This window comes from Polaromonas sp. CT11-55, from assembly GCF_047303325.1.
Taxonomy (GTDB): Bacteria; Pseudomonadota; Gammaproteobacteria; order Burkholderiales; family Burkholderiaceae_C; genus Polaromonas.
On record NZ_JBKBEX010000019.1, the window covers coordinates 85,786 to 99,247 of the forward strand.

A 13,462-nucleotide genomic window follows, 5' to 3' on the forward strand; every position below is an offset into this window, starting at 1 on the left:
CCGAAAACTGCCCTGTGGGGCCTGCCCAGCCACCTTAATCTACCAGAGCGGTTTCAAGTTTTCCGCCCTGCCCCGCGCTCACCCGAGCCACCGGGCACGCCGAAAGGGCCATAGCCACAGCCACCCCATGCGTATACAGTCCACTGAACAGGGGACAACAATGCCATGCTGATGACCTGCATAGGGGGCCCGCTTCACGGGCTGCAAGTGGGACTTGCCGACAATGCCCGGGTGTATGAGGTGCAGGACGGCAAGCCGCGTGCACGTTATTTGCGGCAGGTGCCGTCGCAGCACTACGACCCGCAAACGGGCAACGCGGGCTCCACGGCCTTCTTTGCGCTAAGTTCGCTGAGCGGGATGGAGGTGACGAACCTGATCATCACCCACCTGGAAAGCTTTCGGCCCCGGGTTTTGCCGGTCGCGTCAAAGCCCGTCTGAAGCACCCACACCCACACCCACACCCACACCCACACCCGCACCCGGCAAGAAAGATCCATCGAGCGCGGCCGGCCGGCTGGCCTGCATCCCCGGCACCGCTGTCGCAGGGTGATCGCGCTCGGCGCGTTCCTGCATCAGCGCCAGGTGCAGCTGGTGCAAGGCGCCCACGCAATCCAGCACGATGGACTGGACCATTTCCGCGGGCTCGCCGGCCTGCGACCTTTGCGGGGCCGCGAGCTTTTCACCGACGCTGAGCATGAGCCTGACCATGACGGCGCGAAACAGCAGGTCCCAGTCGGTGATCACGATATCCAGCGGGTAGTCGGGCAGGCGCGCTTCGAGCTGCCGCGCGGGACGCGAAGCAAGAGGGGCATCGTGGCCGCGCTCGCCGTCGCCCGCGGCCCAGTCGCGCAGGATGTCCAGCACAGCGGCGCTGGCGCCGGGCAACTCGCGCCGGGGCTCCTGGGTGAACTCGGCGGAATTCAGCATGGCCAGGGCCGAGCGTGCCAGCAGCTTGGGGTTGGGGGCCGGAGAGGAAGCAAGTCGGATCATGACAAACCTCGCTAAACAGGGGTGCCGCATGGCGCTGCGGCAAGAAGCGGGTGATGCGACCCGGCCCGGTTGGATTGGGCTGGGCGATCACCTTTGTCCTTTTTAGGAGGTCTAAACCTGCCCGTCGGTGCGCTGCCGCACATGCGGTGCAAAGGTTTTGACGGCCGCGGCGGAAAGTGGCCTTTCTCAGTACAGGCGTCAGTGCAGCAGCTGGGCGTAAGTCTCGCGGTCGGTCGCATAGCAGCTGCAGGTCGCGGCCTCCAGGCCGGGGCGGTCCAGCACCGTCACGTCGCCGCGGTGGTATTCGATGAGGCCGCCGCGCTGCAAGGCGTTGGCGGCGGCCGTGATGCCGACGCGGCGCATGCCCAGCATATAGGCCAGGAACTCGTGCGTCACGTGGAAGTGGTCGGAATGCGCGCGGTCCTGGCTCATCAGCAGCCAGCGGGCCAAGCGCTCGGTGGTCTGGTGAAAGCGCAGGCAGGCGGCCGAGGCGGCCTGCTGCGCCATCAGCACATAGAGGTAACGGTTCATGCCGCGCTGCAACGGCAGGCTGCGCGCCAGCTCGCGCCGGAAGGCCGGCGTGCCGATTCGCCAGGAAGCGCCGGCCCCCTGCACCACCGCATGCAGCGGCGCGGTGACGACACCCAGCGCGAGCTGCGCGCCCAGCATGCCTTCGCGGCCCACCATGCCGACTTCGACGCCGGGGCTGCCTTCGACCAGGGCCACCAGCGAGATGAAGCTGTCGACGGGGAAGTAGACATGGCGCGTGGGTTTGCCGGGCTCACAGAGCACCTCGGCCAGCGCGAGTTTTACAGGCTCGCAGACGGCCAGCAGGCGCAGGCGGTCCTTGCGGGGAAGGAGCTCAATCAGGTGGTTTTCGACAGGGGCCAAGATGGCTCTCCAGGGTAGGACGGCTCCCGGATGTGCCGGGCCAATGACAAGGCCGCGCTACTGTCGTCAGTTCAATTCGGTGTCCCAGTATGCACCATGCCCGCACGCGCCGCCGTGTGCCAGCGCACACAACCTGCAAGCAAGCCGGTTAAGCCGCGAGCTTGTCGGGCAGCAGCCGGTCGTATTCCTTCTTGACCACGGCATAACACTCGCAGGTGCGTTGCTCCAGGCCCGGGCGGTCCAGCACCGTGATGCGGCCGCGCGAATAGCGGATCAGGCCGAGGTTTTGCAGCTTGAGCGCGCCTTCGGTGACGCCCTCGCGGCGCACGCCCAGCATGTTGGCGATGAGCTCCTGCGTCATGACGAGTTCGTTGCCCTGCAGCCGGTCCAGGCTCAGCAGCAGCCAGCGGCACAGCTGCTGGTCCAGCGAATGGTGGCGGTTGCACACGGCCGTCTGCGCCATCTGCGTGATCAGGGCCTGGGTGTAGCGCAGCAGCAGGTGCAGCACCGGCGCGCGCTTGAATTCTTTCTTGATGGTTTCGGCCTTGAGGCGAAAACCCTGGCCGGCGCTTTGCACCACGGCGCGGCTGGGGGTGGATTCGCCGCCCATGAAGAGCGAGATGCCGACCACGCCTTCATGGCCGACCACCGCGATTTCGGCCGAGGCGCCGTTTTCCATCACATAAAGCAGGGAGACGATGGCCGTGGTCGGAAAGTACACATGGGCCAGCGTGCTGCCCGATTCGTAGACCACCTGCCCCAGCGGCATGTCGACCCACTCCAGTTGCGGCGCCCAGCGCTGCCACTCTGCGTCCGGCAAGGCGGCCAGCAGCTCGTTCTTTTTGGGGTCGGGGGAAAGGCTGATTGCGAACTCCGGGCGGATCTGGCTTTGAGTCGGCCTCTGACAGAGGTCTCGCACCGTTTTCGGAGTATAGGCAATAAAGGAGCCCCGGTATGTGCGCTAGCGCACAAACGAAGAAAAACCGGTTCCGGGCTTGCGGGAGGTATCCCAGGCCTACCTGGCCGCCTCTTCAATCGCCTCTGTCGTCTGCAGCGCATGCTGGGCAATCTGCGCCGAGGCCAAGGCCAGCGAGGCGAGTGCATAGGTGCCGCTGATGATGCCCTTGTAGGCGACTTCGGCGCCGATGGCGTCCTGGCCCAGGCCTTCGGTGGCGGCGATGATGCAGGCCTCGACGCTGTCCAGGCCGGCGTCACCATAGAGGTCTTCGCCTTCGTAGCTCACACGGTATTCAAACTCGTCCTGCATCATGGGCTCGATGTGGAAACGGACAATCATGGCTTCCCCTTCTCTTCAGATTTTGGATGACAAACCGAAGTGCGCGAGAACGCCCTGCCCCGCTACGCGGCCGCTGGCAAAACAGGCGGTCAGCAAATAGCCGCCGGTGGGCGCTTCCCAGTCCAGCATCTCGCCGGCGCAGAACACGGGCTGGCCCGGACCTTGGAGGTTTTGCAGCTGCAGTTGCGCGTTCATGGCCTCGAACATCACGCCGCCCGCGGTGCTGATGGCTTCGTCAATCGGCCGGGTGGCCGTCATGCGCACCGGCAGGGCCTTGATGCCGGCAGCCAGGCGCACCGGGTCGGCAATCGCGTCCTTGCCCAGCAGTTCATACAGCATGGCGGCCTTGATGCCGTCGAGATTGAGCCGGCTTTTCAGGTGGCTGGAAAGGGAACGCGAGCCGCGCGGATGGCGCACCTCGACCAGCACCTGTTCGGCTGATTTGTCTGGCAGCAAATCGAGCATGAAGGTGGCGCTGCCGTGGGCGGTGATCTCGTCGCGCAGCAAACTGGACGCGGCATACACCAGGCTGCCTTCGACGCCGGTGGCGGTGGCGATGAACTCGCCCTTGCGGCTGAAGCTGCGGCCGCGCGAATCGGTGAAATGGATGGCGACCGACTTGAAGGGCTGGCCGGCAAAGCGGCTGGCGAAATGTTCGGTCCAGCCGGTGTGGGGCTTGGGGCTTTTGCCTATCAGCTCCTGCAAAAATTCGCGGCGGGTTTCGCCGGGCTCGGCGATCGCCTCCTGCAGTTGCGCGGGGCTGTCGGGCCGGGCTGCCACATCAAAGCCGCAGTTGGAAGGCAGCAGCGGCGCGAGCGCGACGCCGCGCGCGGCCAGCAGCGGTACCCAGGCGCCGTCGGAGCCCAGCCGCGCCCAGCTGCCACCACCCAGCGCCAGCACCACGGCATCTGCCTGTACCAGTACTTCGCCGGCCGGCGTTGCGAATTTCAGCGCGCCGTCTTCGGCCCAGCCCAGCCAGCGGTGCCGCATGGAAAACTTCACGCCAGCCTGGCGCAGGCGCTGCAGCCAGGCGCGCAGCAGCGGCGCGGCTTTCATGTCCTTGGGAAAGACGCGGCCCGAGCTGCCGATAAAGGTTTCCACGCCCAGGGCTTCGGCCCAGGCGCGCAGCTCGGTGGGGCCGAAGGCAGCCAGCAGCGGCTGCAATTGCGCGGCGCGCTCGCCGTAACGACCCACAAAGGCCTGCGGCGCTTCGGAATGCGTGAGGTTGAGCCCGCCTATGCCGGCCAGCAAAAACTTGCGGCCCACCGAGGGCATGGCGTCATAGACCTCTACCCTCAGCGCCGCGCCGGCGCCGGCCAGGGCTTCGGCGGCCATCAGGCCGGCGGGCCCGCCGCCTATGACGGCCACACGCAATGCGGCGGCCGGGGTGGATTCAAGAGGGGATGCGCCAGGTGTCAAGGGGGTTCCGCGTGCGGCGGCCACAGGTTAAACAGGAAAAATCGGAAGGTTCGCGATCACGAACACAAAGCGCCTCAAACGGGCGCGGTTCGGCGGAACAGGATGGCCTGATTATTACAGGGAGAGACAGGGAGAGGCCGCTGGGATAGCGACCGGCCGCCGGTCCTTACATGGGCGGCGCAAAACCATTGCGACCGACGATCACGCGCAGCGCGGTCGGCTTGCCGCCCTGCTCCTGGGCGGTGATCATCACTTTCGCGCCTGGCACCAGCAAGGTGTTTTCATCGGCCTTGCCGGGCTTGAAGGAGACCACGGGCGCATCGGGCGGCACGATGACGGTTTTTTCGCCGTCCTTGTAGCGCAGCGTGAGCTTTTGCCCGCCCGGCACCGTCGAAGGCGCGGCGGCCAGGTCGGCCACGGTGGCATTGGTCATGGTGCTCTCGGGCCGCAAGTCCCAGGGGCGATGGCCTTCGCCGGTGCCGCGCGCGGCTTCGGGAAACACCACGACCTCCAGCGCCAGCTGGCTGCCGTCGGCCTGCGGCATGGCGGCCGTGCCGATGTAGCTGCCGGGCTTGATGTCGGCCAGCGCCAGCGGAAAAACTTCCGACACATCCATCGCGGCGGGCCGTACCAAGGTGATGACTTCGCCGCTGCGCTCCCTGACGGTGAGGCTGGTGGCATCGATTTTTTCAATCGTGGCGCGCAGGCGCACTGTAGGGTTGGCCGGCGCGGGGCTTTGCGCCAGGGCCAGCGGCAAGGTGGCCGCCAGGGCCACAGAGGCGATGAATTGCTTGAACATGGGAATCCTTTCAGCCGGCATGGAATGGAATGAGTGGCGCCGGACAGGCCCGGTGTGATCAGTCCACCAGGACCACAGTTCCCTGCCCCGTCAGAAAAGCCGCTTTGACAGGCGCGCCCGGGTAGATGCGCTGCACCGCCGCGCGGTAGGCCTGCAGCTGCGCGACCAGCGCGGGCTGGCGCTGCGGGGTGGTGGCCGATTTGTAGTCCAGCACCCACCAGTGGCCTTCATGGCCGGCGTCCTTGCGCTGCACCAGGCGGTCCAGCCGCAGCGCCTGGCCGGCGTAGACCAGGTCCACCTCATTGCCTTGCCAGGCCAGCACCTCGGGCCGCCAGGCCCAGGCGCCCTCGCCGGCCAGGATGCGGCCGGCCAGCGCGGCCGACTGCGCGGCCTGGGCCGGGCTCAGACGGAATTCGCGCGCCGTGGCCGCCACCTGTTCGGGTGACAGCGCACCACCCCATTCAAGCAAACGGTGCATGGCCTTGCCTATGCGGGCCTTGAGGGAGTCTTCATCGAGGCTCTCCACGGCGGGTGGCTCGACCAAGGCCTGGGGCAGCTCAGGCAATTCAGGCAGGTAGAACACGCCGGCATCGGCCGCATCCGGGCGCCGGCCCGCTGTTTCCTCGGCCACAGGCGCGGGCAGTTCGCCCAGCAGGCCCTGCAGGCGCTGCCACCAGCTTTCGGTGGTCACGCGGTGCGGCTCAATCGAAGAGATGACCAGGGTGTGGCGCGCGCGCGTGAGCGCCACATAGAGCGCATTGAGCTCCTCGCGCTTGCGGGCGGCCTGCTCGGCGGCCAGGGTGTCGGCGGCGCAGGCGGGCGGGCGGCTTTCGCTGACCAGGAAGACAAACTTGCGCGGCTCGGTGGCCTCGCCAGGCCAGTCGACCAGCACGCCCATGCTGTCGGCATTGCGCTCGACGGTGTCGGTGTCCAGCAGCAGCACGGCCTCGGCCTCCAGGCCCTTGGCGCCGTGAATCGTCAGCAGGCGCACCGCTTCGCCGCTGACAGTGGCCGGGGCCTGCGTGCCACCGGCCTTGAGGGCGCGCACAAAACCATAGGGCGTGGCATAGCGGCCGCCGTCCAGTTCCAGCGAGACGCCCAGCAGCGCGCGCAAATTGGCCAGCACCGCGCCGCGCTGCGCGGTGGGCGCGGCGGCGCCAAAGCGCGCGAGCACGTCGCCGTCGTCGTAAATGCCCTGCAGCGCGTCGTGCGGCGGCAGGCTGTCCAGCCAGCTTTTCCAGCGCGCCAGCGTTGCACCCAGGCCTTGCAGTTCGGGCGCCAACAGTTCTTCCTTTTGCAGCAGCTCATACCAGGGCGCGCCGTGTTCGCGCTGCAGCAAAGCCAGTTGCACCAGGCCGTCATCGGACAGGCCGAACAGCGGCGAGCGCAGCGCGCGCGCCAGCGACAAGTCATGCTGCGGCGAGACCAGCACGTCGAGCAGCGCCACCAGGTCCAGCACCTCGCAGCAGTCAATGAGCTCGGTTTTTTCGCCGACCTGGGCGGGAATGTGCAGCGCGCGCAGCTCGTCCTGCAGCGGCAGCAAGCCGGCGCGTTTACGCGACAGCACCATCACGTCCTGGGGCCGCAGTCCGCCGGCGATCTGCTCGGATATCCAGGCGGCGGCCTGCCGGGCTTCGCGCGTTCTCAGCGTTTCCTCAGGCAGTTCGCGCGGCGTGGTCAGGCTGTCGCGCCAGCCGGCGGCCAGCGGCGAAGCCTCTTCCTCGTCCTTGTTGCGCGGAATCGGCGGCAAACGGCCCACGGCGCCGGCGAGACCCGAGGCCGTGGTGTGCTCGCGAAAGCCGTCATAGGCGTCGGCTTCGCGCGCCGTCACCATGGCGGCGTTGACGGTGTCTATCACGGCCTCAGCATTGCGGCGCGTGTGGTCGCAGCTGAGCAAATCGCCACCCAGGCCGTGCACCACAAAAGCCTGCGCGGCGCGGAAGACCTGCGGCTCGGCGCGGCGGAAGCGGTAAATACTTTGTTTGGGATCGCCCACCAGGAAGACGCTGGGCGCCGTACCCGCGCCCGAATAGCCGATCAGCCACGAATACAAGGCCTGCCACTGCAGTGGGTTGGTGTCCTGGAACTCGTCGATCATCAGGTGGCGTATGCGCGCGTCCAGGCGCTCCTGCACCCAGCCCGAGAGCACGGGGTCAGCCAGCATCAGCAGCGCGGCGCGCTCGACGTCGTTCATGTCGACCCAGCCGCGTTCGCGCTTGAGGGCGGTGAACTGCGCGATCAGCACGCGGCTCAGGCGCGCCATGCGCTGCTGGTGCTGCCAGGCGTCGTGCTGCTGGCGCGCCGCGACCACACGCAGCACCAGGTCCTGGGCAATGCGCACCTGCTCGATGCCGATGATTTTTTCACCGAACTTGCGCGGCGTGCCTTTTTCGGTCAACAGGGCCGCGATGGCCGCCGGGAAGTCGCCGGCGGTCAGCGCCTGTTCCAGCTCCACGCCTTTGGCGGAAAAAGTCGGCGCGCTGGCGCGGCCCAGCGCCATGGCGGCATCCCTGAGGGTCTGCCGGTGAAAGCGATTCGTGCTGAGAAGTTCTTCGGGCTCATCAAGCCCGCCGAATTCAGTGAACTGCGCCGCGAAGGGCTGCACCGAAGCGGCGATCACGCCTTTTTCGTCAGCCAGCGTGAATTCGGTGCGCTTGTCGAGCGCGGCCTGCAAAGCCTTGTCGGCCTGGAAGCGGCCGTGGGTGAGCACCACGGCCTCGAAGTCGGCCTTGAGCGCGGCGTCAGCCGCGACCGCCGCGTAAAAACGCCGCCAGACCAAAGCGCGCGCGGGCGCGTCGTCTTCGAGCAGTTCGTAGTTGACGGGCAGCTCCAGCCGCTGCAGCACCGCGACCGGCGCGCTGCGCAGCAAGGCCGCGAACCAGCTGTGGAAGGTGCGTATCTGCACAGAGCGGCCGCTGGCCAGGATGGAGCGGTACAGATTGGACAGTTGCTCGCGCAGCTGCTGTGCGGCTTGCCGGCCCTTGGCGCCGGCCAGGTCCAGCTGCACGCCGCGCACTTCGAGCTCGCGCTGCAGGGTGGCGTCGTCGGCATGGGCAAAGGTCTTGAGCCAGTCGTCCAGGCGCTCGCGCATTTCGCCGGCGGCTTTTTTGGTGAAGGTGATGGCCAGGATTTCATGCGGCAAGACCTGCTGGCCGGGCGCGGCCGTGGCGCCGTCCAGCAGGGCGCGCACGATGCGCGAGACCAGCATCCAGGTCTTGCCGGCGCCGGCGCAGGCCTCGACCGCGACGCTGCGCCGCGGGTCGCAGGCAATCGCATAAAAGGCTTCGGCCGAGACCGGCTCGCCGTTGCATTCGTAGGCTGCCGCGTGGGCGACCAATTTGCTGGCCGGCGGGGTCATGCGCCCTCCTCCCCGGCTGCGGCGTCCTCGTCCAAACTCCAGAAATCTTTGCGGCATAAACCGCGCGCCGCGCAATAGTCACAGGCCTTGCCTTCACCCAGCGCAGGTAGCGCCGCGCCGCGCGCGATGCGAGCCATGTCGGTGAGGATGCTGTCTATGAGTTCGTCGCGCAGGCCGACGATCTCGGGTTGCTCGTAGGTTTTGGTCGGCTCTTTTTCACCGAGGTTGACATAGGCCGCGGCCAGCGTGTCGTCGCTCATGAGCGCGGCATAGAACGCCAGCTGGGTGTCTTCCTGGCCGCCCTTGATGCGGTCGGCGGTGGTGGCGCGCGGCTCGGTCTTGTAGTCGATCAGCAGCGCGTGGCCGTCGGCCTGGCGGTCTATGCGGTCCAGCTTGCCGAGCAGGGTCAGTTCACCCAGCGGCATTTCGCGCCAGACCTCGGCTTCGTCAAAAGTGGCGCCGCTAGCTTCGTGCCCGGCCAGCCATTCGAGGTAGCCTTCGCGCACGCCGGGCCAGGCGGCGGCAAAGGGCAGGAATTCGCTTTCAGTAAGTGCCAGTTCCTGGGCGGCCCGGTCGGCCGCCGCATTCATCATGGTGGCGCGGACGGCCGGGTCATCGGTGGGCTGCGCCTTGAGCGCCTCATGGAAATGCCGCAGCAGGCCGTGCAGCCAATTGCCAAAGTCGCGTTTGCCGAGTTCGCTTTCAAGCTCTTCGGGCTCCTGCAGCTTGAGCTGGCGCAGCGCAAAAAAGCGGTAGGGGCAGCGGCGCAAATCTTCATAAGCGCTGGCCGACAGGCGTGTGAGGGGCAAGGCCTCGCCGGTCGGAAAGGGGTGCGGCGTGGGCTGGATGTCCACGGCGCGCAGGCTGCGCGGGTCGGCAGCGGGTTGGGTATCCTCGGGGGCGTCGTCCTGCGCCAGCAGCAGTTCCTGCACAAAACCGCTGGGGATCAGGTGCTCGCCGGCTTCGCTGCTGCGCCACAGCACGTCGACCCGCGGCGCCTGCAGGGCGTAATGCCAGGCTTGGCGGGCCGCGGCGGCCAGGGTTTCGCGCGAGGGCAGGCCCAGCAGCTCGCGCTGGGCGGGTGTCCAGGGGCCGGCGGGCTCGGGCGAGACCGGCAGACGGATCTCGTCGCAACCGGGCAGCACCACGGCGCGCATGGGCCGGCCCAGCAGCTGCGGCAGCGGCAGGATCACGACCTGCTCGGCCGACGGATGCGGCGGCGCGAACTTGCCGCCTTCCAGCGCCTGGTTGGCCCATTGCGTGAAATCGTTGAGCCGCATGACCGGCGAGGCCTGGAATTCAATCTCGGCGCCCTCGTGCAGGCGCAGCACCTCGAGCACAACCTGGCCGGCTTCGTCTTCGGCCAGCGCATCCCACTGGCCGGCCGCCTGCAGCGCGGCGCGCAAATCGCGTAGCCACACGGCCAGCGGGCGGGCGCGGGCCAGGGGCGCGCGCAGCGCATTGGCCTGCAAGGCCAGCGGCTGGGTGGCCATAAAGGCCGGCGGCACGATGTCTTCAGCGGCAAATTCGGGCAAATCGCGCCAGGCGCGCACGCCGACGCGGCGCAGCTCGGTCTCGGCGGCGGTCACCAGCATGGGCTCAAAAGCGGGCGCGTTCTTGAGCCAGTCGAGCACGGCGTCTGTCGAAGCATCCCAGGGCAAGGCGCGCAGCAGGCTCATGAGGCCGGCGGCGGCGCGCGTGGTGGACAGCTTCCAGCCGGTTTCGTCGCGCATGGCGATGCCGCGCTCGGCCAGCATGGCGCCCACACGGCGCGTGAGCTGGCGGTCCTGCGCGATCAGCGCGACCGGGCTGCGCCCCTGCGCCAGGTGGGCCAGCACGCAGGCGGCAGCGCGGCCGGCTTCGTCTTCGGCATCCTGGGCGGCATGCAAGGCGGGCGGCGGGCCGGCTTCCAGGGGAATGCACAAGGGAATGGACAGGGACAGCTCGCCGAAATGGGCCTTGAGCGCCTCGGTCAGCGGGTCGGCCTGGAAGCCTTCAAGCACGGCGAACAGCAGGGGCCGGGCCTGGAACAGGCGATCCGTCGGGTAGGCCGAGGCCGCGGCCCAGGCCAGCGCGATGCGGCCCACGGCGGCTTCAAGCGCCAGCACCGGGGAATCCAGGCCCGCGCCCAGGGTCTGGGCCAGCCCTTCGCTCCAGGCGCGGCGCCGCGCCGGCATGACGGCGGCGGCCACGCCGGCCAGGCTCCAGGCGGCCTCGACCAGGCGCCCGGCCAGCGCATCCTGCTGGCTGCCCAGCCCGGCGCGCTCCAGCAGCGAGGCGGCGGTGAGCATGTCGACGGCCACGTCCATGCGCAAATCGTCGCCCGAGGGCGTAAACAGGCCCAGCGTGCCACCCAGGCCGCCGGCCCAGTTCATGGTGGTTTCAAAGCGCGGGACAAAAAAGGTGTCGCCGGCCTGCGCGGCCCAGGCTTGGCGCGCCTGCTGGATCAGCTGCGCATAGGGCAACAGCACGACACATTCGGCCGGGTGCACGCCGCGCGCTTCGATGGCCGCGGCCAGCGCGGCCATGGCCTGGCGCCAGCACCGCGCATCAGGCGGGGCAGCGGTGGCGGCAAGGTCGGCGATGGAGGCAGGTGGCATGAACAGGGTTTGCGACGGGTGACAAGGGGCAACTTGGGACGGACCGCGGGCGGATTGAGCGGATGGCTATCAGGGTGATAGCCCCTGCCTGCCCGACCCGGCCACTTGCTTTCTGCCACAATGACTGCAACTTTAGCCCTACGTATCGTAACCATCCTAACCAAGACAAAGGAGCCGCCATGGCGAGCGAACTGATCAAACATACCACCGATGCCACCTTCGAAGCCGATGTGCTGCAATCCTCCAAACCCGTGCTGGTGGATTACTGGGCCGAATGGTGCGGTCCGTGCAAGATGATCGCTCCCATCCTGGATGAAGTGGCGACCGGCTACGACGGCAAGCTGCAGATCGCCAAGATGAACGTGGACGAAAACCGCGACATCCCCGCCAAGTTCGGCATCCGCGGCATCCCCACGCTGATGCTGTTCAAGGACGGCCAGCTGGCCGCCACCAAGGTCGGCGCCATGAGCAAGGCCCAATTGACCGCCTTCATCGACCAGCAACTGGCCTGAAGCTTCGCGCCGGAAAAGGAAGCACGGCACCCTGCCGCTTCCTGACCGGCGCCCCTCCCCCGGGCACCCGGCCCACACGCATGAGATTCCCCCCGTTTCCCGCCTGAATTTCCTGTCATAATGTGCCTTATTCACCGGTACGGCCCGCGCCGCCCGGTTCGAGTTGCCGGTTTGTAAGCCACCTTCTGCGGCTTCTTTTCAAACCTCCCCCGTTTTCCATCAATGAACTCCGCAAGGAGTAATTCCATGCACTTAAACGAACTCAAGGCACTGCACGTGTCTGAAGTCCTCAAGCAGGCCGAAGCCCTTGAGATCGAAAACGTCGGCCGCATGCGCAAGCAGGAGCTGATGTTCGCCATCATCAAAAAACGTGCAAAAACCGGCGAGACCATCGTCGCCGACGGCGTGCTGGAAGTGCTGCCCGACGGCTTCGGTTTCCTGCGCGCCCCTGATTCGAGCTACACCGCGTCCACCGACGACATCTACATCAGCCCCAGCCAGATTCGCCGCTTCAACCTGCACACCGGCGACATGATCGAAGGCGAAGTGCGCACCCCCAAGGACGGCGAACGCTACTTCGCGCTGAACAAGCTCGACAAGGTCAACGACGGCCTGCCCGAAGACAACAAACACAAGGTCATGTTCGAGAACTTGACCCCGCTGTTCCCGCGCGAGCAGTTCAAGCTCGAGCGCGACATCAAGGGCGAAGAGAACCTGACCAGCCGCATCATCGACATCGTCTCGCCCATCGGCAAAGGCCAGCGCGCCTTGCTGGTGGCGCCGCCCAAGTCCGGCAAGACCGTGATGATGCAAAACATCGCCCACGCCATCACCGCCAACTACCCCGAAGTGGTCATGATGGTGCTGCTGGTGGACGAACGCCCCGAGGAAGTGACCGAAATGCAGCGCAGCGTGCGCGGCGAGGTGATTTCGTCGACCTTCGACGAACCCGCCGCGCGCCACGTGCACGTGGCCGAAATGGTGATCGAGCGCGCCAAGCGCCTGGTCGAGCTCGGCAAGGACGTGGTCATCCTGCTGGATTCCATCACGCGCCTGGCCCGTGCTTACAACAACGTGCTGCCCTCCTCCGGCAAGGTGCTGACCGGCGGCGTGGACGCCAATGCGCTGCAGCGCCCCAAGCGCTTTTTCGGCGCGGCCCGCAATATTGAAGAAGGCGGCAGCCTGACCATCATCGGCACGGCCCTTGTCGACACCGGCAGCCGCATGGACGAGGTGATCTTTGAGGAATTCAAGGGCACCGGCAACTGCGAAATCCACCTGGACCGCCGCCTCTACGAAAAGCGCGTGTTCCCGGCCATCCACCTCAACCGCAGCGGTACCCGTAAGGAAGAACTGCTGCTCGCACCCGAAATCCTCCAAAAATCGCGGATTTTGCGTCAATTCATGTACAACATGGATGAAATCGAGTCCATGGAGCTCATGCTCAAGAACATGAAGGCCACCAAGAACAACCACGAATTCTTCGACATGATGCGGCGGGGGGGGGGGAACACACGACCGCCAAAAATAAGGCCACCGGGAGGCAGGAAGAGAGAGAAGGGCGAGAGAAATGACGCAGCAAGATATAAAGGGAGG

10 protein-coding genes and 1 pseudogene are annotated in these 13,462 nt (G+C 66.9%); 3 read left to right on the forward strand and 8 right to left on the reverse strand.

Annotated elements, in window-relative coordinates; genetic code table 11:
* Positions 1 to 165: 165 nt before the first annotated feature.
* Complete coding sequence (locus tag ACEN8I_RS17050) at positions 166 to 438, forward strand: hypothetical protein (RefSeq protein ID WP_413329707.1); 273 nt, start codon at positions 166 to 168, stop codon at positions 436 to 438.
* On the opposite strand, the gene ACEN8I_RS17055 is transcribed toward ACEN8I_RS17050, so the two are convergent.
* The 8 genes from ACEN8I_RS17055 to ACEN8I_RS17090 form a co-directional block, all read right to left on the reverse strand.
* Positions 424 to 990: a hypothetical protein gene (locus tag ACEN8I_RS17055; protein WP_413329708.1), complete on the reverse strand. Its 567-nt coding sequence runs from the start codon at positions 988 to 990 to the stop codon at positions 424 to 426. The genes ACEN8I_RS17050 and ACEN8I_RS17055 overlap by 15 nt on opposite strands.
* Before the next feature lie 198 nt (positions 991 to 1,188).
* Positions 1,189 to 1,881 (reverse strand): Crp/Fnr family transcriptional regulator, encoded by a 693-nt coding sequence (locus ACEN8I_RS17060; protein ID WP_413329709.1) that lies wholly within the window; start codon positions 1,879 to 1,881, stop codon positions 1,189 to 1,191.
* Between the two features lie 148 nt (positions 1,882 to 2,029).
* Positions 2,030 to 2,746 (reverse strand): Crp/Fnr family transcriptional regulator, encoded by a 717-nt coding sequence (locus ACEN8I_RS17065; RefSeq protein WP_413329721.1) that lies wholly within the window; start codon positions 2,744 to 2,746, stop codon positions 2,030 to 2,032.
* Positions 2,747 to 2,896: 150 nt separating this feature from the next.
* Positions 2,897 to 3,178 (reverse strand): hypothetical protein, encoded by a 282-nt coding sequence (locus tag ACEN8I_RS17070; RefSeq protein WP_074574703.1) that lies wholly within the window; start codon positions 3,176 to 3,178, stop codon positions 2,897 to 2,899.
* Between the two features lie 15 nt (positions 3,179 to 3,193).
* Positions 3,194 to 4,597, reverse strand: a complete 1,404-nt coding sequence (locus ACEN8I_RS17075; protein ID WP_413329710.1) for a TIGR03862 family flavoprotein — start codon at positions 4,595 to 4,597, stop codon at positions 3,194 to 3,196.
* Between the two features lie 166 nt (positions 4,598 to 4,763).
* Entirely contained in the window at positions 4,764 to 5,396 is a 633-nt protein-coding gene (locus ACEN8I_RS17080) for a hypothetical protein (protein ID WP_413329711.1), read from the reverse strand.
* Between the two features lie 58 nt (positions 5,397 to 5,454).
* On the reverse strand, positions 5,455 to 8,754 hold the full coding sequence (locus ACEN8I_RS17085) for a UvrD-helicase domain-containing protein (protein WP_413329712.1): 3,300 nt from the start codon (positions 8,752 to 8,754) through the stop codon (positions 5,455 to 5,457).
* Entirely contained in the window at positions 8,751 to 11,354 is a 2,604-nt protein-coding gene (locus ACEN8I_RS17090; RefSeq protein ID WP_413329713.1) for a PD-(D/E)XK nuclease family protein, read from the reverse strand. Before ACEN8I_RS17090 ends, ACEN8I_RS17085 begins: the two co-directional genes overlap by 4 nt.
* Positions 11,355 to 11,533: 179 nt before the next feature.
* Here ACEN8I_RS17090 and trxA point away from each other — a divergent pair, with 179 nt between their 5' ends.
* A complete protein-coding gene (trxA, locus tag ACEN8I_RS17095) occupies positions 11,534 to 11,866 on the forward strand; it encodes a thioredoxin TrxA (protein WP_007875124.1) in 333 nt (110 codons plus the stop codon).
* 246 nt (positions 11,867 to 12,112) lie between these two features.
* Positions 12,113 to 13,372, forward strand: a pseudogene (rho, locus tag ACEN8I_RS17100) (transcription termination factor Rho); the annotation flags it as partial.
* Positions 13,373 to 13,462: the final 90 nt, after the last annotated feature.

Excerpts from the sequence above, each read along its gene's own strand:
- ACEN8I_RS17050 (WP_413329707.1), top strand. The coding sequence starts at position 166 with ATGCTGATGACCTGCATAGGGGGCCCGCTTCACGGGCTGCAAGTGGGA.
- ACEN8I_RS17055 (WP_413329708.1), bottom strand. The coding sequence starts at position 990 with ATGATCCGACTTGCTTCCTCTCCGGCCCCCAACCCCAAGCTGCTGGCA.
- ACEN8I_RS17070 (WP_074574703.1), bottom strand. The coding sequence starts at position 3,178 with ATGATTGTCCGTTTCCACATCGAGCCCATGATGCAGGACGAGTTTGAA.
- ACEN8I_RS17080 (WP_413329711.1), bottom strand. The coding sequence starts at position 5,396 with ATGTTCAAGCAATTCATCGCCTCTGTGGCCCTGGCGGCCACCTTGCCG.
- ACEN8I_RS17085 (WP_413329712.1), bottom strand. The coding sequence starts at position 8,754 with ATGACCCCGCCGGCCAGCAAATTGGTCGCCCACGCGGCAGCCTACGAA.
- ACEN8I_RS17090 (WP_413329713.1), bottom strand. The coding sequence starts at position 11,354 with ATGCCACCTGCCTCCATCGCCGACCTTGCCGCCACCGCTGCCCCGCCT.
- trxA (WP_007875124.1), top strand. The coding sequence starts at position 11,534 with ATGGCGAGCGAACTGATCAAACATACCACCGATGCCACCTTCGAAGCC.